Below are 17,884 nucleotides of genomic sequence, written 5' to 3' on the forward strand. Positions count from 1 at the left end.
CCGAAGGTGGCCTCGCCAGCGTAACACTGATTAGTGGCTGCAGCCGCAACCGCCAGTGCCACAACCGCCCTGGCCGTGATCGTGACCATGGTCGTGGTCATGATCGTGATGATGACCATCCGCGCCATGCACGTGGCCGTGCGCCAGCTCTTCTTCGGTCGCTGCGCGAATCGCCACAACTTCCACGTTGAAGTTCAGGTTCTGACCCGCCAGCATGTGGTTACCATCAACCACTACGTGCTCATCTTCAACTTCGGTGATTTCAACCGGAACTGGACCCTGATCGGTTTCTGCCAGGAAGCGCATGCCAACCTGCAGTTCGTCAACGCCCATAAACACGTCTTTTGGCACGCGCTGTACGAGGTTGTCATCGTATTGACCGTAAGCGTCGTTCGCCGGAATATGCACGTCAAACTTATCGCCTACATCATGATTTTCCAGCGCTTTTTCCAGACCAGAAATCAGGGAACCATGACCGTGCAGATAGTCCAACGGCGCACTCACCGGTGACTCGTCAACCAACACACCGTCTTCGGTACGAACCTGATACGCCAGGCTCACCACCAGGTCTTTTGCTACTTTCATGATATCTCCTAACCGTTGAGAACTAAGATCCCGTCCCATTGGTCAATTTTGCGTGCAATAACCAACCAGAAAGGTTCAAGACTGAGGATGCCAACAAATGTGTTGTTGCATACTGCTCAGCGTTAATGGCGCCGATTGTAACGGAATTCAATCCCGCTGTAAGTTCAAGCTTAAAAAAAGCTGAGCCATTGCGCTACTCAGGATGAAAAATGCCGATCACTTGCTCATTGCTGCGAACCTGATCGCGCACCTGCTTATCCGCTTCCCGCATTTGATGACCGCACTCGACGCACTCCACCACATCAACATTGTTCTCACGCCACAATGCCAACGTGTCTTTTTCCTGGCAGTGCGGGCAAACCGCACCGGCAATAAATTGTTTACGCATACTGTTTCCTGCCGTCGTTAGTGAACGGATTAAGTAAGTATAGTTCTACTCGTCATCCCAGCCGTCAAACTGACGTTTCTCGTGCTGCATTTCGCGCTGGAAGATATCCTCCAGCTCGCGCCGCGCCTCGCGCACACGCGAAACCTGCGCGCTGTCATCGTGGCTGGGCACCAGCTCACGCAGCATACGCATATCCAGACGACGGAAATGTTGCTGCGCGCGCTGCGCCTGATGCGGATGCATGCCCAGCGAGATCAGCGTTTTACGACCCAGCTCCAGCGCACTGGAGAACGTCTCACGCGAGAACAGCGTAACACCCGCCTGCAACAGTTCGTGCGCCTCAACACGTCCACGCGCACGCGCCAGGATTTCCAGCTGCGGGAAATGCTGCTGACACAGTTGCACGATGGTCATCGAATCTTCCGGATCGTTACAGGTAATGACGATGGATTGCGCATTCTCCGCGCCCGCCGCACGCAGCAGCTCCAGCTCGGTGGCGTCGCCATAGTAAACCTTATAGCCATATTTACGCATCAGGCTCACCGCGGAGATATCACGCTCCAGCACGGTAATGCGCTTGTTGTTCGCCATCAGCAAACGGCCAACAACCTGACCAAAACGACCAAAGCCCACCACAATCACCTGCGGCTGATCGTCCTCAACAAAGTGCTTCTCGGCATTTTCATCGGGCTCATTAAAGCGGTGCGCCAGCAGACGATCGATGCCGTTCATCAGCAGCGGCGTGGTCATCATGGATAACGTCACCGTCACCAGCAGCAGCGGCATTTGGTCGCCGCTGAACATTTTGGCTGACGACGCCGCCGAGAACAGCACAAAGGCAAACTCGCCGCCCTGGCTTAACACACCGGCAAACTGCTGGCGCTCCGAACTGCGCAGGCCATAAATGCGCCCCAGCACATACAGCACCAGCGTTTTCACCGTCACCAGAATCAGCACGCCCAACAAAATTTCAGTGATGTGGGTATAAAGCACGCCGAGATTCAGCGCCATGCCAACCGAAATAAAGAACAAGCCCAGCAACAAACCTTTGAACGGTTCGATGGCCACTTCCAGCTCGTGGCGATACTCGCTTTCCGCCAACAGAATACCGGCGATGAAAGTACCGAGCGCCATCGACAGGCCGAGCGCATCCATAAATAGTGCCGAACCCAGCACCAGCAGCAGTGAGGCGGCAGTAAACACTTCGCGCACGCCGGATGCGGCAATGAAGCGCAGAATCGGGCGCAGCAGATAACGACCACCAATCAGCATCCCGCCGAACGCCAGCACTTTCATCCCAACTTTCAACCAGTCAACATGACCGCTGTCGCCGCCCGCCAGCAGCGGCACCAGCGCCAACGCGGGAATCACCGCTAGATCCTGGAACAGCAACACTGAGAAGCCGAGCTGTCCCGATTCACTGCGGTTCATGCCTTTATCGCGCATCAGCTGCAGCGCCATCGCCGTGGATGACATTGCCAGACCAATGCCGCCAATCACCGCCGCCTGCCAGCTAAAATCGGTCAGCCACAGCAATCCGCCGAGAATGGCGGCGGAAATCAGCACCTGAGCCGCACCAACGCCAAATATCGAACGGCGCAGCGCCCACAGTTTCGAGGGGTTCAGTTCAAGCCCGATGATGAACATCAGGAACACCACGCCGAGTTCCGAGAAGTGCAAAATCTCCTCGACGTCGCTGATGAACCCCAAACCCCACGGACCAATCGCGATACCGGCCAGCAGATAGCCCAGCACCGCGCCAATGCCAAGACGCGCTGCAATCGGCACAATCAGCACCGCCGCGACCAGATAAATCACGCCCGCCGTCAGTAACGTTTCGCCTTCCATCACACTCCTCCCTGCGGCAGCGGTGAAGCCAGCCAGTCGCCGTATGCGCGCGCAAAATTACGCATCACGTCCGGCGTTTGTCGACGCGCCCAATAAATCACCATCGGCGTCATCCAGTGCATGCGACACATCTGCGCCGTCAGCTCAAACGGACGCATAATGTCACTCATCGGATAGCGATTCAGGCCGCTAGGGTGATAAGCCGCTTCCGGTTCGCCGGTGGTGACCACGCTGCGCCAGTATTTGCCTTCCAGCGCATTACCATCCGGTCCGCTGGCAAAGCCGCGCGACAGCACACGATCCAGCCACTCCTTCAGGAGCGCCGGGCAGCTGTAGGTATAAAGTGGATGTTGGAATACAACGATTTGATGGTCGCGCAGCAGTTGCTGCTCATAGTGAATATCAATAAAAAAATCCGGATAGTGGGCGTATAAATCGTGCACCGTGACGTGGTCCAGTTCCATAGCCGACTGCAGCAAAACCCGATTAGCAATCGAATCCTGTGATTCCGGATGGGCGTAAAGCAGCAATATTTTGGGTGGCTGCGACATCGTTCCCCTCCAAAGCGTCGTCACGGCACAGGAATTCCGCTACCATGCTCGACGCAACAAATTTTCTCGAATTATGTTGCCGGTAAATTAACATATTCTGACGATACGGCGCTTATGATTGTCTTTTCAGCACTACAAATTCGCCGCGGCACCAATGTGCTGCTGGATAACGCAACAGCCACCATTAACCCAGGCCAGAAAGTTGGCTTAGTGGGCAAAAATGGCTGCGGCAAATCGACGCTGCTGTCATTGCTGAAGGGCGAAATCAGCAGCGATGCAGGTAACGCCACCTTCCCGAGCAACTGGGCGCTGGCGTGGGTCAATCAGGAAACCCCGGCGCTGAGCAAACCCGCGCTGGAGTATGTTATCGACGGCGACCGTGAATATCGTCAGCTTGAGTCCGAATTGGCCGACGCCAATGCGCGCAACGATGGCAACGCCATCGCCCTGCTGCACGGCAAGCTGGATGCGATTCAGGCGTGGAGCATACCTGCTCGCGCCTCAAGTTTGTTGCACGGTTTGGGCTTTAGCCAGGAACAATTAATGCGGCCGGTGAGCGATTTCTCCGGTGGCTGGCGCATGCGCCTTAACCTCGCGCAGGCGCTGGTGTGCCGTTCCGATCTGCTGCTGCTGGATGAACCGACTAACCACCTCGATCTGGATGCGGTGATCTGGCTTGAACGCTGGCTGAAAAGCTACGAAGGCACGCTGGTGCTGATTTCGCACGACCGCGACTTCCTCGATCCGGTGGTCGATAAGATCATCCATATCGAACAGCAGACGATGTTTGAATACACCGGTAACTACAGCTCGTTCGAACGTCAGCGCGGCGCCAAGCTGGCGCAGCAGCAAGCGCTGTTCCAGAGCCAGCAGGAAAAAGTGGCGCACCTGCAGAAGTATATCGATCGCTTCCGCGCGCAGGCGACCAAAGCCAAGCAGGCGCAGAGCCGCATCAAAATGCTGGAGCGCATGGAATTGATTGCGCCAGCACACGTCGATAACCCATTCAGCTTCAGTTTCCGCGCGCCAGAAAGCTTGCCGAATCCGTTGCTGAAGATGGAGCGTGTTACCGCCGGTTATGGCGAACGCATCATTCTCGACGCCATCAAACTCAACCTTGTGCCGGGTTCACGTATTGGCCTGCTGGGCCGCAACGGCGCGGGTAAATCGACGCTGATTAAGCTGCTAGCCGGTGAGCTCGACGCGCTGGATGGCAAAGTTGGCCTGGCGAAAGGCATTAAGCTCGGTTACTTCGCCCAGCATCAGCTGGAATATCTGCGCGCCGATGAATCACCCTTGCAGCATTTATCACGCATCGCGCCGAAAGTGCTGGAGCAGCAGCTGCGCGACTACCTTGGCGGCTTCGGCTTCCAGGGCGATAAAGTCAGCGAAATTACCGAACGTTTCTCCGGCGGCGAAAAAGCGCGTCTGGTGCTGGCATTAATCGTCTGGCAGCGCCCGAACCTGCTGCTGCTTGATGAACCAACTAACCACCTCGATCTTGATATGCGTCAGGCGCTGACCGAAGCGCTGATTGATTTCGAAGGCGCGCTGGTGGTGGTCTCGCACGATCGCCATCTGCTGCGCGCCACCACCGACGATCTTTATCTGGTGCACGACGGCAAGGTCGACGTGTTTGAGGGTGATCTGGAAGATTATCAGCAGTGGCTGAGCGATCTGCAAAAGCAAGCGCAACAGGATGCCGCACCGAAGCAGGATAACGGCAACAGCGCGCAATCGCGTAAAGACCAGAAACGCCGCGACGCCGAACTGCGCGCACAAACGCAGCCGCTGCGTAAAGAGATCGAGAAGCTTGAGAAGCAGATGGTGAAGTGGCAGAGCCAGCTCAGCGACGCGGAAGCCCAGTTAGCCGACAGCGCGATTTACGATCAGAGCCGCAAAGCCGATTTGAATGTGGCGCTGCAGCGCCAGGCCGAGAGCAAGGCGGCGCTGGAAGAGGTCGAAATGGCGTGGCTGGATGCGCAGGAACAGCTGGAGCAGATGCTGGCGGGTTGAGTGTGCGCGCTGTCCCCCTCCTCGGTCCTCCCCCATTTATGGAAGTGTGCACGCTGTCCCCCATCCCGGCCTTCCCCCGCAAGCGGGGGAAGGAGACGCTGCCACATGCAGCTTCATCACTTACATGTGGCAGCATCTTCCTCCCCTATTTATGGGGGAGGACCGAGGAGGGGGAATGCGAGCACTATTCCAAATTAAAACGGCTTATCCCCTAACACCGTCGCACGATGCATCACCCGCCGCGCCGGATAATAATCCGCATTAGCATAGTGTTGGGTCACGCGGTTATCCCAAATCGCCACATCATTCTCCTGCCAGCGCCAGCGCACCTGGAATTCCGGTTTGGCGCTATGCCAAAACAGGAAGTTAAGCAGCGCATCGCTCTCTTTTTCGCTCAAGCCCAGCAAACGCGTGGTAAAACCTTCGTTGACAAACAGCGCCTTGCGTCCGCTCACCGGGTGGGTACGAATCACCGGATGCTGCACCGGCGGGTTCTTTGCCACCGCTTGCTGCCAGCGCTGATGCTCCTCCTCGGTTTTACGGTATTTGTACTCCTGAAACGACTTCTTAAAGTCGTGCTCCGCCTGCAGTCCATTCAACAGCGTCTTAAACGGTTCAGACAGCGCTTCATAGGCCGCAATGCCGGTTGACCACAAGGTATCGCCGCCGCTTTCCGGCAGCAGCTTCGAAGCCAGGATTGCAATTGCCGGCGGAGTTTGTATAAAGGTGACATCGGTGTGCCAGTTGTCATTATCCGGCGGATTATCCTGATGCGTATCCAGCACGATGATCTCTTCCACGCCTTCCGCATGCGGATAGACCGGATGGATATGCAGATCGCCAAAGCGAATCGCCAGCGCGCGCTGCTGTTCCGGGGTAATCACTTGATTGCGCAGGAACAGCACCTGATGGCGCAGCAAGCCATGATAGAGCTGTTCAAACTGGGCATCGCTCAGCGGACGGCTGAGGTCGACATCACTGACCTGCGCCCCAATATTCGGGCCCAGCGCGGTAAAATTAAGACGTTCGTTCATTGCTGTTCTCCATTCCAGGGCGTCAGTCGGCGCTGCAAGGCGCGCAGACCCAGTTCTAAGCCAAAGGCAATCAGGGCGATCACGGCGATACCGGCCAGCACCACGTCGGTGGCGAGGAACTCACCGGCCGACTGCACCATAAAGCCGAGTCCACGCGTAGCGGCAATCAGTTCCGCCGCCACCAGCGTTGACCAACCTACGCCGAGACCAATGCGCAAACCGGTGAGGATTTCCGGCAGCGCGCCAGGCAGAATCACGTAGCGCAGCAGTTGCCAGCGCGATGCGCCAAGCGCCTGCGCCGCGCGAATCCGTACCTGCTGGGCATTCTTCACACCCGCCAGCGTCGACAAGGTCACCGGCGCGAAAATCGCCAGATAAATCAGTAAAATCTTCGAGGTTTCGCCGATGCCAAACCAGATCACCATCAGCGGCAAATAAGCCAGCGGCGGTACCGGGCGATAGAGTTCGATCAGCGGATCAAGCAAGCCGCGAATCGCCGGGCTCAGGCCCATGGCGATGCCGACCGGAATCCCAATCAGCGCGGCAAAGAACAGCGCCACCAGCATACGCGCCAGGCTGGCACCCAGATGCTGCCATAATGTGGCGTCCATAAAACCTTGCGGGCTGGCAATCAATATCAGCTTCTGCAGCACCACTTGCGGCGGCGGTAAGAACAGCGGTGCCACTAAGCCGAGCGCGGTAATAGCCCACCACAACAGCAGCAACAAGCCCACGCTGAGCAGGCTGAGTGAGAACTGGCGCGAGAACGGCCAGCGCAGTCCACGACGACGCATTTGGGTCTTCCCATCAATCACCGCACTCATATAAACGCCTCACGCTGGGAAAATACCTGATTCAGTACATATTCACGACGTTCGATAAACGCCGGATCGGATTTGATGCTGCGGCACGGTTCCCCGGCGGCGAAGCGTTGGCCGAAGTCGAGTTTTAAACGCTCCACTACTCGACCCGGTCCCGGCGAAAGCAGCACTAATTCGCTGGCGAGAAACACCGCTTCTTCGATGTCGTGGGTGATCAGCAGAATCTGCTTGCCGGTATCACGCCACAGCGTCAGCAGCAGGGTTTGCATCTGTTCGCGGGTAAAGGCGTCCAGCGCGCCAAACGGCTCATCTAACAGCAGCAACTGAGGATCAGCCGCCAGCGCACGCGCAATGCCCACGCGCTGACGTTGACCCCCAGAGAGCTGCCAGATAAAACGCTTCTCTGCACCTTCCAGTCCTACTTTACGGATCAAACGGCGTGCAATGGTATGGCGCTCCGCCTTCGCCATGCCCGCCAGTTGCAAACCGAACGAAACGTTATCGATCACGTTGCGCCACGGCAGCAATCCTTCATTTTGAAACACTACGCCGCGCTCAGCGCCCGGCCCTTTTACCGCTTTGCCATCCAGCGTAATGCTGCCAGATTCCAGCGGCAGAAAGCCGGCGATGAGGTTCAGCAGCGTGGTTTTGCCACAGCCGGAGGGACCTAACACCACCAGCAGGTCTCGGCTGCCCAGCTGCAGGTTGATGTCCTGCAGCGCGGGTTGTCCGGCGTAACGCGCATTGAGATGGGTGATGTTAAGCATACGGCCTCCGGTTATTTCACTAAGGGTGCAACGAAGCGCGTGGTGACGAAGCTGCTGTAATCGCTATCCGCTTCTGGCACTTTGCCCTGCTCTTTCAGGAAGCCGGCAGTATCGACAATCGCCTTGTTCACCGGCTTGCCGAGCTGCTCCACCTGCTGCTGCGCGGTGAGGTACGTGTTGCCTTTCACCAGCACCGGCACATCCGCTTCGGGTACACCGCTCAGGCGCGCCAGCTTGCTCAGGTTATCTGACTGCTTCAGCCATTGATCCGGATTGGCAATGTAAGCTTGCTGCGCTTCAACGGCGCTGCGGGCAAAGGCGGTGACGATTTCTGGATGCTGCTGCGCAAAGTCTTTACGCACCACCCACACATCAAGCGTTGGCGCGCCCCACTTGCCGACCTGCGAAGAGTCCGTCAGCACCTTGCCATCTTTCTCCAGCTCGTTGACCGCCGGAGACCAGACGTAAGCGCCGTCAATATCACCGCGTTTCCAGGCAGCAATAATCGCCGGCGGCTGCAGGTTGACTAAGGTCACTTGCGAAGGCTTGATGCCCCAATGCTTGAGCGCGGCGAGGAAGCTGTAGTGCGTAGTCGAGATGAACGGCACGGCGATGCGCTTGCCAATCAGGTCTTTAGGATCTTTGATGGTTTTCTTCACCACCAGCGCTTCAGAGTTACCGAGCTGAGAGGCCAGCAGGAAAGCTTCAATCGGCAGCTTTTGCGTGGCGGCGACCGCCAGCGGGCTGGAACCGATATTACCAATCTGCACGTCGCCCGACGCCAGTGCACGTAACACGCTGGCCCCGCTATCAAATTTGCGCCAGTCGACGGTAGCACCGCTCTCTTTGGCGAAGGTGTTATCCGCCTGCGCCACTTTGGCTGGTTCAGCCGAGGTCTGATACGCCACGATAACGTTGACCGCTTGCGCCTGGAACGCCATCAGGGCCAGAGCCGCTGTGACCGCCGTTATTGTTTTTTTCATTGCCATCATCATTCACCCCAATGTGTTTTGTCTGGGCAGTTTCTCCAGCAACAGTAATTTCATAAAGGAATTAAAAATTATCCCTAATGACGATCCGTTCTTAGATCAACATCGGGCAAGGCTATGCAAAAAGTGCAAATGGAAAGAAAAGGAAAGCGGTAAATATGTCACACGCTCACATGGCAGCTGTGATATTGATAGAGATCTCATTTTTTAACTCTTTACTAACGGTCCTGAATCCATGTCGATAGAAAAAGTCGCACACCTGGCTGGCGTGTCAAAAGCCACCGTTTCACGGGTTTTAAACCAGAATCCCGGCGTGCGCCCGGATACGCGTGCCAAAGTGCTGGCGGCCATCGACATCTGCGACTATCAGCCCAACCTGCTGGCGCGCCAGTTGCGCACTTCGCAAAGCCATATGTTGTTAGTGCTGATTCCCGACATCACCAATCCATTCTGCTCACGCGTGGTTCAGGGCATTGAAGCCGAAGCTGAAGCGCAGGGTTACCACATTCTGCTGTGTAACTCAGGATCGCAGCTGCGGCGCGAAGCGGCCTACATTGCGTTGCTCACCGGCAAAGTGGTCGACGGCGTGATCACCATGGATGCCGCCAGCAGCCTGCATGAGTTGAAAGAATTGATTGGCGATCAGCCTTGGGTGCAGTGCGCGGAATACGATCCGTCGATCGCCGCCTCAAGCGTGGCGATTGATAATAAAGAAGCGGCTTTCGAAACCGTGCGTTATCTGGCGAGCAAAGGCCGACGTCGTATTGCGCTGGTGAACTGTGATATGCGCTACCTCTATTCACATAAGCGTGAAGAGGGATATCGCGCGGCGCTGGAGCAGCTGGATCTCAGCTGGTGCGGTGTGGCTTATGCCGAGAATATCACCTGCGAAGCGGGCAGTGCGGCTTTGCGCGAACTGCTCACGCAGCCGGAACCGCCGGATGCGGTGTTTGCGGTATCAGATGTGTTGGCGGTCGGCGTCATCCACGCGGCGTTGGAAGCAGGTTTACGCGTGCCGGAAGATTTAGCGGTGGTGGGATTTGATGGCATCAACTTTACCAGCAGCCTGAATCCACCGCTGACCACGATTGAGCAGCCGATGAATCGTATGGGTGTGCGCAGCGTACAGCTGTTGCTGCAACGCATCCGCCAGCCTAACGCGTCGGTGGTCCATGAAGTGTTGCCGTGGAAGCGCGTTGAACGCGCTTCCAGCTAACTTAGCGCCAAATCAGCAATACGCAGGCAGCGGTGAGCAAGCCCATCGCCATATTGAAGATTTTCCACGCGCGTGGGCTGCGCAGCAGACGTCCAATCAGCGAGCCAAAGCCCATCCAAATCACCCCGGAAACCACGTTCACCATGAACATGCCGATGCTGATCGCCACCACCGAATGCAGATATTCGCTGCCCGCCAGGCTGAAGCTGGCCACCGCGCCGAGCGCCATCAGCCAGGCTTTCGGGTTGATCAACTGCAGCAAGCCGCCTTGCCAGAAAGGCATCTGTTTCACCGTGACATCGTCGGTTTCCAGTTTTTCATACTCGGCGCTGGCGATTTTCCATGCCAGCCACAGCAGATAAAGGCTACCGGCAATCTTCAGGATGAGATGCAGCGAGGGATAAAGCAGGATGAGGCCGCCGATGCCAAATGCCACCATTAGCAACATGACTTGCATACCAATCATGATACCAATCAGCAGCGGAATGGTGCGCAGGAAGCCAAAATTAGCACCCGAGGCGGTAAGTAACATATTATTGGGCCCGGGCGTGATGGCCGCGACCCAGAGAAAACCTAACATTGATAAAAAAAGACTCAGTTCCATGTATATTCGGGTGCTCCTCACCCAGTAAAGCGAACAACCCATCGAAGCTATCAGCGACTTATGCATCAGACAAGCCTTTACCCAAGCTATTTTGATCGCCCCAGCGGCGAGCGTTTTAAACCCCTGCGCGGATTCAGTAACGCGCATCTGCAAACGCTGCTGCCGCGTATTCTGCGGCGCCGCGTTACGTTACGTCCGCACTGGCAGCGTCTTGACCTGCCGGACGGCGATTTTGTCGATTTAGCGTGGAGTGAAGATCCGGCGCAGGCGCGTCATAAACCGCGCATGGTGATGTTTCACGGACTGGAAGGCAGCTTTCGCAGCCCGTATGCGCACGGCCTGATGCAGGCGTGTCAGGCACGCGGCTGGCTGGCGGTGGTAATGCACTTTCGCGGCTGCAGCGGCGAGCCTAATCGCTTAAAGCGCATCTATCACTCCGGTGAAACCGAAGACGCCACCTACTTCCTTCACTGGCTGCAGCGCGAATGGGGCAGCGTACCCACCGCCGCCGTCGGCGTTTCGCTGGGCGGCAACATGCTCGCTTGCCTGCTGGGTCAGCAAGGTCACGATGTACCGATTGATGCCGGCATCGCCATCTCAGCGCCGCTGGCGCTCGAGCCTTGCAGCGGCAAGCTGGATGTGGGGTTTTCACGCTTTTATCAGCACTATTTACTGACGCAGCTGAAAAAGAACGCCACGCGCAAACTGCGCGCCTGGCCTGGCACGCTGCCGGTCGATCTCAGCCAGTTACGTGCTTTCCGCCGCTTACGCGAGTTCGATGATGCGATAACCGCACGTGCGCACGGTTTTATTGACGCCAACGACTATTATCAACGAGCCAGCGCGATGCCGTTGCTGACCGGCGTGCGTAAACCGCTGTTGATCATTCACGCGCAAGACGATCCCTTTATGACCGATGCCGTTATTCCGCAACCTGACCAGCTGTCAGCCTCCATTCAGTATCAGCTGACGCAGCAAGGCGGCCACGTCGGTTTCGTCGGCGGCACCGTTCTTAAACCGAAAATGTGGCTGGAACAGCGCGTGCCCGACTGGCTCTCAACCTATCTGGATGTGTAATTGTGATTATTCCCTGGCAAGAACTCGAAGCGGACACGCTGGAAAACCTGATTGAAACCTTCGTGTTACGCGAAGGCACTGATTACGGCGAGCAGGAACGCAGTTTGCTGCAAAAAGTCGCCGACGTACGCCGCCAACTGGAGCGCGGCGACGTGGTGCTGGTGTGGTCGGAACTGCATGAATCGATCAATATTATGCCGAAGGGTGAATTCCGCGGCTGATGCACCCCGCGGCAATTCGTGGTAACAATGCTCATCGCCGGACTTCACAGGGAGCTCTGTTATGTCAGCCAGGCATCCAATTATTGCCGTCACCGGTTCCAGCGGCGCCGGAACCACCACCACCAGCCTCGCCTTCCGTAAAATTTTCCAGCAGCTGAATTTGCATGCGGCGGAACTCGAAGGCGACAGTTTCCATCGCTACACACGTCCGGAAATGGACATGGCGATCCGCAAGGCGCGCGATCTCGGGCGCCACATCAGCTACTTCGGCCCGGAAGCCAACGACTTCGGCCTGCTGGAGCAGACGTTTAAACATTACGGCCAAACCGGCCTTGGCGAATCGCGCAAATATCTGCATACCTACGATGAAGCCGTGCCGTGGAATCAGGTGCCGGGCACCTTTACGCCGTGGCAGCCGCTGCCGGAAAACACCGATGTGCTGTTCTATGAAGGCTTACACGGCGGCGTGGTCACGCAGCAGCAAAATGTGGCGGAGCATGTCGATCTGCTGGTTGGCGTGGTGCCGATTGTTAACCTTGAGTGGATTCAGAAGCTGGTGCGTGACACCAGCGAGCGCGGCCATTCACGCGAAGCGGTGATGGATTCGGTGGTGCGGTCAATGGAGGATTACATTAACTTCATCACGCCACAGTTCTCGCGCACCCACATTAACTTCCAGCGCGTGCCGACCGTTGATACCTCAAACCCGTTTGCCGCACGCGAAATTCCGTCGCTCGACGAAAGCTTCGTGGTGATTCATTTCCGTGGTCTGGAAGGCATCGCGTTCCCCTATCTGCTGGCGATGATTCAGGGATCGTTTATTTCGCACATCAATACGCTGGTGGTGCCGGGTGGCAAAATGGGATTGGCGATGGAGCTGATTATGCTGCCGCTGGTACAGCGACTGATTGAAGGGAAGCGGATTGAATAAGCGGAGTCATTCCGTAGCGGCGCAATTTATTGCGCAATAAATTGCGCCGCTACAATCCGAGTTATAACTCGATCACTTCATAGCTGTGGGTAATTTCCACGCCTTTACCCAGCATGATCGCTACCGAGCAATATTTTTCCGCTGACAGATCAACCGCACGCGAAACGGCCTTGTCGCTCAATGCTTTACCGCTAACGATAAAATGCAGGTTGATGTGGGTAAAAATGCGTGGCGCTTCTTCACGGCGTTCCGATGTGAGCTTCACTTCGCAATCGGCCACATCGCTGCGCCCTTTTTGCAGGATCGACACCACATCAATAGCGCTACAGCCGCCCGCGGCCATCAGCACCATCTCCATTGGACTTGGCGCTTTATCACCGGAATTACCATCCATCAATACCTGATGGCCGGATGAGGATTCTCCGAGAAAGGTAAGACCTTCCACCCATTTCACTCGTGCCTGCATGATTCTTTCTCCTGAAGCGGCGGTTTTGCCGCCAGAGTACGCTTTCACCTGACAAACAGCAATCCAGAGTAATCCCCCTTCTGCTGAAGCGAGACAACACAAGACAGCTCGCAAAAGCTGTGCTACAAACAGTGCTGAAAATATTTTCGTCATCACAGACGAAGGCCGGAAGAATCAAAAGCGTAGCTTAAGAGTCCACCCGGAATAATTTTTCCTTTACTGGAAACGCTCGACGATTAAACCGCCTGACAGGGAAAAAATGCCCCCTGTGTTTTGGGCACGATTACAACAGAGGATAATAGCGAATGGTTCTCGGCAAACCGCAAACAGACCCTACACTCGAATGGTTCCTGTCCCATTGCCATATTCACAAATATCCATCCAAAAGCACGCTCATCCATCAGGGTGAGAAAGCGGAAACGCTGTACTACATCGTAAAAGGTTCCGTAGCGGTACTGATTAAAGATGAAGAAGGCAAAGAGATGATTCTCTCCTACCTCAATCAGGGGGATTTCATCGGCGAACTCGGTCTTTTCGAAGAAGGCCAGGAACGCAGTGCTTGGGTGCGTGCGAAGTCTGCCTGCGAAGTGGCTGAAATTTCATACAAAAAATTCCGTCAGCTGATTCAGGTAAACCCGGATATTTTAATGCGACTTTCGTCGCAAATGGCGCGTCGTCTGCAAGTGACATCTGAGAAAGTGGGCAACCTTGCCTTCCTCGATGTCACCGGACGTATTGCGCAAACGCTGCTAAATCTGGCCAAACAGCCAGATGCGATGACTCACCCAGACGGGATGCAAATCAAAATCACCCGTCAGGAGATTGGTCAGATCGTGGGCTGCTCACGCGAAACCGTGGGTCGTATCCTGAAAATGCTGGAAGATCAGAACCTGATCTCCGCACACGGTAAAACCATCGTCGTTTACGGCACCCGCTAATTTCTTCTCACCCACGGCGTGATGGCAACATCGCGCCGTTTCTATTTGCGATGAGCTGATGTGGCGCCGAATCATCTATCATCCCGAAGTTAACTATGCGCTGCGGCAAACGCTGGTGCTGTGCCTGCCTGTGGCTCTCGGTTGGCTGTTTGGCGATCTGCAAAAAGGTCTGCTGTTCTCGTTAGTGCCGGCCTGCTGCAACATGGCGGGACTGGATACGCCGCACAAACGCTTCTTCAAACGCCTGATTGTGGGTGGTTCGCTGTTTGCCACCGGCAGTTTCCTGATGCAAATCCTCACCGCTTACCAGATTCCGCTGCCACTGATTTTGCTGGCGCTGCCGCTGCTGATTGGCGTAACCGGCGAAATCGGCCCGCTGCACGCGCGCCTGCTGCCCGCCACACTCATCGCCGCCATCTTTACGCTCAGCTTAGTGGGACGCATGCCGATGTGGGTGCCGCCGCTGCTCTACATTGGCGGCACGCTGTGGTACGGCTTGTTCAACTGGTTCTGGTTCTGGCTGTGGAAAGAGCAGCCGATGCGCGAATCGCTCAGCCTGCTGTTCCGCGAGCTGGCGGATTACTGCGATGCCAAATACACCTTACTGACGCAGCTGACCGATCCGGAGAAAGCGCTGCCGCCGCTGCTGGCGCGCCAGCAAAAGGCGGTCGATCTCATCACCACCTGCTATCAGCAAATGCATATGCTGTCGGCGAGCCGCGATAACAGCCACAAACGCCTGACGCGCGCTTTTCAGGTTGCGCTGGATTTACAGGAACACATCTCCGTGAGTTTGCATCAGCCCGAAGAGGTGCAGAAGCTGGTTGAGGAGAGCCACGCCGAAGCGGTGATTCGCTGGAACGCCAAAATTATTTCGGCGCGGCTGCGCGTGCTGGCGGATGCGATTCTCTACCATCAGCTGCCGGATCGTTTTCACATGGAGAAACAGCTCGGCGCTCTGGAGAAAATTGCACGCCAGCATCCGGATAATCCGGTCGGCAACTTCTGCCTGTATCACTTCAGTCGCATCGCCCGCGTATTGCGTACGCAGAAGCCGCTCTACACGCGTGACCTGATGGCCGATCGCCAGCGCCGTTTGCCGCTGTTGCCGGCGCTGCGCAGTTATCTGTCATTCAAATCCACCGCGTTACGCACCGCAGCCCGCTTCGCTGTGATGCTGATGTTTGGCAGCTCGCTGGCGCTGTTCTTTAACATCCCCAAACCTTACTGGATTCTGATGACCATCATGTTCGTCAGCCAGAACGGTTACAACGCCACGCGCGTGCGTATTCAGCACCGTGCGCTGGGCACTTTCGCCGGATTGCTGATCGCCGCCGCGTCGCTGCAGCTGGCGGTGCCGGAATCGATCACGCTGCTGTTTATGCTGGGGATTACGCTGGCGAGCTATCTGATCACGCGGAAATATTATGGCTGGTCGATGATTGGCTTTACCGTCACGGCGGTGTATTCGCTGCAATTGCTGTCGCTGAACGGCGCGCAGTTTCTGCTGCCGCGCATGATGGATACCTTGATGGGCTGTTTAATTGCCTTCGCCGGGATGATTTGGCTGTGGCCGCAGTGGCAAAGCGGGCTGCTGCGCAAGAACGCGCACGATGCGCTGGAAGCCTATCAGGAGGCGCTGCAACTGCTGCTGGGGCCGGAACAGTCGCCCGATAAACTGGCTTATCAGCGCATAAAGGTTAATCAGGCGCACAACGCGCTGTTCAACTCATTGAACCAGGCATCGAGCGAGCCGGGCTTTAACCTGCAATATCTGAAAGATATGCGCATGTGGGTTACGCACAGTCAGTTCATCGTCGAGCATATTAATGCCATGACGATTCTGGCGCGCGAGCACACCATGCTGACATCGAAGCTGGCAGAACGTTATCTGCAATCCTGTGAAATCGCGCTGCAGCGTTGTCAGCAGCGGCTGGCGTATGACGGTCCGGGCAACGACAGCAATATTCTGGAAGCGCCGGAAAATCTTAATGAAGGGCCGGTGACGATTGTCGAACAGCATGTGAAGCGGATATTGCAGCACCTCAGCGTAATGCACACCATCTCTTCGCTGGCGTGGAGCCAGCGACCGCATCATGGCCGCTGGCTCAAAGTGTTACGTCCGAAAGCGGATTAAGCGGTCAGCACCTTTTCAATCGCGCTGGCGAAACGCGTCATGCCTTCGGCGATATCGGTTGGTTCAATCACCAGCGACGGCACAAAACGGATCACGTCAGTACCGGCGGTGAGAATCATCAGCCCTTCCGCGGCGGAAGCGTTGAGGATGTCACGCGCTTTGCTGGCGAACTGCGGCCTCAGCGCGGCACCAATCAACAGACCTTTGCCGCGAATCTCGCTTAAGATAGCGAATTTGCTTTCGATGGCTTGCAGCGCTTCAACAAACTGCTGACGACGCGCTTCAACGCCTTCCAGCACTTTTGGCGTGTTGATGATGTCCAGCGCGGTTTCAGCAATGGCACACGCCAGCGGATTGCCGCCGTAAGTGGTGCCGTGCACGCCCGGCGCCATTACTGAGGCGATTTCGTTGGTGGTCAACATCGCACTCACCGGGAAACCGCCGCCCAGCGCTTTGGCGGTGGTGAGGATATCGGGCCTGATACCGTAATGTTCGTACGCAAAGAGTTTGCCGCTGCGTCCCATGCCGCTCTGCACTTCATCCAGCACCAGCAGCGCATGATGTTCATCACAGAGGGCGCGCAGGCCTTGCATAAATTCTGGCGTAGCTGGCATCACGCCGCCTTCGCCCTGAATCGGCTCGACCACGATGGCGCAGGTATGGTCGTCAATCACCGCTTTCACCGCATCGAGATCGTTGAACGGCACATGCACGATATCCGCCGGTTTTGGACCGAAGCCATCAGAATATTTCGGCTGGCCACCCACCGACACGGTGAACAGCGTGCGACCGTGGAAGGCGTTATGGAAGGCGATGATTTTACTTTTGAACGGGCTGTGTTTTTTGCAGGCGTAATAACGCGCCAGCTTGAATGCCGCTTCATTGGCTTCCGCGCCGGAATTACCGAAAAACACCCGATCGGCAAAGGTCGCGGCAATCAGTTTACTCGCCAGACGCAGCGCCGGTTCGTTGGTGAACACGTTGCTGGTGTGCCACAGCGTTTCGCCCTGGGTTTTCAGCGTTTCCACCAGCGCCGGATGACAATGGCCCAATGCAGTCACCGCGATACCGCCAGAGAAATCGATATACTCTTTGCCCTGCTGATCCCACACTCGGCTGCCTTTGCCTTTTACCGGCACAAACTGCGCAGGTGCATAAACAGGCAAAATTACGTTATCGAACGTTTCCCGGGTTACCGCTAGTTTTTCCGCTGCCATTGACGACCTCATCGGGTTATTTGTTGAGCTGATGTGAAATTATAATCACAAAATATGCATAAAAAGTCACACGAAGGC

General features: G+C 56.3%; 18 protein-coding genes. 7 read left to right on the forward strand and 11 right to left on the reverse strand.

Annotated features, from left to right (window positions below):
* Positions 1–30: 30 nt before the first annotated feature.
* The 4 genes from slyD to kefG form a co-directional block, all read right to left on the reverse strand.
* On the reverse strand, positions 31–585 hold the full coding sequence (slyD, locus tag ACYAC5_RS17645; protein ID WP_049851962.1) for a peptidylprolyl isomerase: 555 nt from the start codon (positions 583–585) through the stop codon (positions 31–33).
* A gap of 193 nt (positions 586–778) precedes the next feature.
* Positions 779–973 (reverse strand): YheV family putative zinc ribbon protein, encoded by a 195-nt coding sequence (locus ACYAC5_RS17650; protein ID WP_007892203.1) that lies wholly within the window; start codon positions 971–973, stop codon positions 779–781.
* A gap of 45 nt (positions 974–1,018) precedes the next feature.
* Positions 1,019–2,821: a glutathione-regulated potassium-efflux system protein KefB gene (gene kefB / locus ACYAC5_RS17655; RefSeq protein ID WP_008101837.1), complete on the reverse strand. Its 1,803-nt coding sequence runs from the start codon at positions 2,819–2,821 to the stop codon at positions 1,019–1,021.
* Positions 2,821–3,372, reverse strand: coding sequence for a glutathione-regulated potassium-efflux system ancillary protein KefG (kefG, locus tag ACYAC5_RS17660; RefSeq protein ID WP_101762639.1), 552 nt, complete (start codon positions 3,370–3,372; stop codon positions 2,821–2,823). The genes kefB and kefG overlap by 1 nt, the downstream gene beginning before the upstream one ends.
* Before the next feature lie 114 nt (positions 3,373–3,486).
* Between kefG and ACYAC5_RS17665 the strand changes: the two genes are divergently transcribed.
* Positions 3,487–5,388, forward strand: coding sequence for an ABC transporter ATP-binding protein (locus ACYAC5_RS17665; protein ID WP_280172151.1), 1,902 nt, complete (start codon positions 3,487–3,489; stop codon positions 5,386–5,388).
* 194 nt (positions 5,389–5,582) lie between these two features.
* Here ACYAC5_RS17665 and tauD read toward each other — a convergent pair whose 3' ends face one another.
* The 4 genes from tauD to tauA are packed head-to-tail and all read right to left on the reverse strand — an operon-like array spanning position 5,583 to position 9,002.
* Positions 5,583–6,422, reverse strand: coding sequence for a taurine dioxygenase (tauD, locus tag ACYAC5_RS17670; RefSeq protein ID WP_110867602.1), 840 nt, complete (start codon positions 6,420–6,422; stop codon positions 5,583–5,585).
* Positions 6,419–7,246 (reverse strand): taurine ABC transporter permease TauC, encoded by an 828-nt coding sequence (gene tauC / locus ACYAC5_RS17675; protein WP_101762642.1) that lies wholly within the window; start codon positions 7,244–7,246, stop codon positions 6,419–6,421. Before tauC ends, tauD begins: the two co-directional genes overlap by 4 nt.
* Complete coding sequence (gene tauB / locus ACYAC5_RS17680) at positions 7,243–8,010, reverse strand: taurine ABC transporter ATP-binding subunit (RefSeq protein ID WP_222213387.1); 768 nt, start codon at positions 8,008–8,010, stop codon at positions 7,243–7,245. Before tauB ends, tauC begins: the two co-directional genes overlap by 4 nt.
* Before the next feature lie 11 nt (positions 8,011–8,021).
* Positions 8,022–9,002, reverse strand: a complete 981-nt coding sequence (gene tauA / locus ACYAC5_RS17685; RefSeq protein WP_462062987.1) for a taurine ABC transporter substrate-binding protein — start codon at positions 9,000–9,002, stop codon at positions 8,022–8,024.
* 232 nt (positions 9,003–9,234) lie between these two features.
* On the opposite strand from tauA, the gene ACYAC5_RS17690 reads away from it, so the two are divergent.
* Positions 9,235–10,215 carry a LacI family DNA-binding transcriptional regulator gene (locus tag ACYAC5_RS17690; protein WP_101762645.1) on the forward strand — a complete coding sequence of 327 codons (981 nt, stop codon included), beginning with the start codon at positions 9,235–9,237 and terminating at the stop codon, positions 10,213–10,215.
* A 1-nt stretch (position 10,216) separates the two neighbouring features.
* Here ACYAC5_RS17690 and ACYAC5_RS17695 read toward each other — a convergent pair whose 3' ends face one another.
* Entirely contained in the window at positions 10,217–10,819 is a 603-nt protein-coding gene (locus tag ACYAC5_RS17695; protein WP_280172154.1) for a LysE family translocator, read from the reverse strand.
* A 60-nt stretch (positions 10,820–10,879) separates the two neighbouring features.
* Here ACYAC5_RS17695 and ACYAC5_RS17700 point away from each other — a divergent pair, with 60 nt between their 5' ends.
* From ACYAC5_RS17700 to ACYAC5_RS17710, 3 genes are all read left to right on the forward strand, one after another.
* Positions 10,880–11,896, forward strand: coding sequence for a hydrolase (locus ACYAC5_RS17700; RefSeq protein WP_101762647.1), 1,017 nt, complete (start codon positions 10,880–10,882; stop codon positions 11,894–11,896).
* A gap of 2 nt (positions 11,897–11,898) precedes the next feature.
* Positions 11,899–12,117 carry a YheU family protein gene (locus ACYAC5_RS17705; RefSeq protein WP_007892223.1) on the forward strand — a complete coding sequence of 73 codons (219 nt, stop codon included), beginning with the start codon at positions 11,899–11,901 and terminating at the stop codon, positions 12,115–12,117.
* Between the two features lie 61 nt (positions 12,118–12,178).
* Positions 12,179–13,048, forward strand: a complete 870-nt coding sequence (locus ACYAC5_RS17710; RefSeq protein WP_101762648.1) for a phosphoribulokinase — start codon at positions 12,179–12,181, stop codon at positions 13,046–13,048.
* A 61-nt stretch (positions 13,049–13,109) separates the two neighbouring features.
* Here the strand turns inward: ACYAC5_RS17710 and ACYAC5_RS17715 are convergent, their stop codons facing one another.
* Positions 13,110–13,514 carry an OsmC family protein gene (locus ACYAC5_RS17715; protein ID WP_101762649.1) on the reverse strand — a complete coding sequence of 135 codons (405 nt, stop codon included), beginning with the start codon at positions 13,512–13,514 and terminating at the stop codon, positions 13,110–13,112.
* A gap of 305 nt (positions 13,515–13,819) precedes the next feature.
* Between ACYAC5_RS17715 and crp the strand changes: the two genes are divergently transcribed.
* Positions 13,820–14,452 carry a cAMP-activated global transcriptional regulator CRP gene (gene crp / locus ACYAC5_RS17720; RefSeq protein ID WP_003852956.1) on the forward strand — a complete coding sequence of 211 codons (633 nt, stop codon included), beginning with the start codon at positions 13,820–13,822 and terminating at the stop codon, positions 14,450–14,452.
* Positions 14,453–14,510: 58 nt separating this feature from the next.
* Positions 14,511–16,589 carry a YccS/YhfK family putative transporter gene (locus tag ACYAC5_RS17725; RefSeq protein WP_217549931.1) on the forward strand — a complete coding sequence of 693 codons (2,079 nt, stop codon included), beginning with the start codon at positions 14,511–14,513 and terminating at the stop codon, positions 16,587–16,589.
* Here the strand turns inward: ACYAC5_RS17725 and argD are convergent.
* Positions 16,586–17,806, reverse strand: a complete 1,221-nt coding sequence (gene argD / locus ACYAC5_RS17730; protein WP_462062056.1) for a bifunctional acetylornithine/succinyldiaminopimelate transaminase — start codon at positions 17,804–17,806, stop codon at positions 16,586–16,588. The two genes, ACYAC5_RS17725 and argD, sit on opposite strands and share 4 nt — an antisense overlap.
* Positions 17,807–17,884: the final 78 nt, after the last annotated feature.

The sequence above is a fragment of the Pantoea sp. y20 genome (assembly GCF_054903455.1).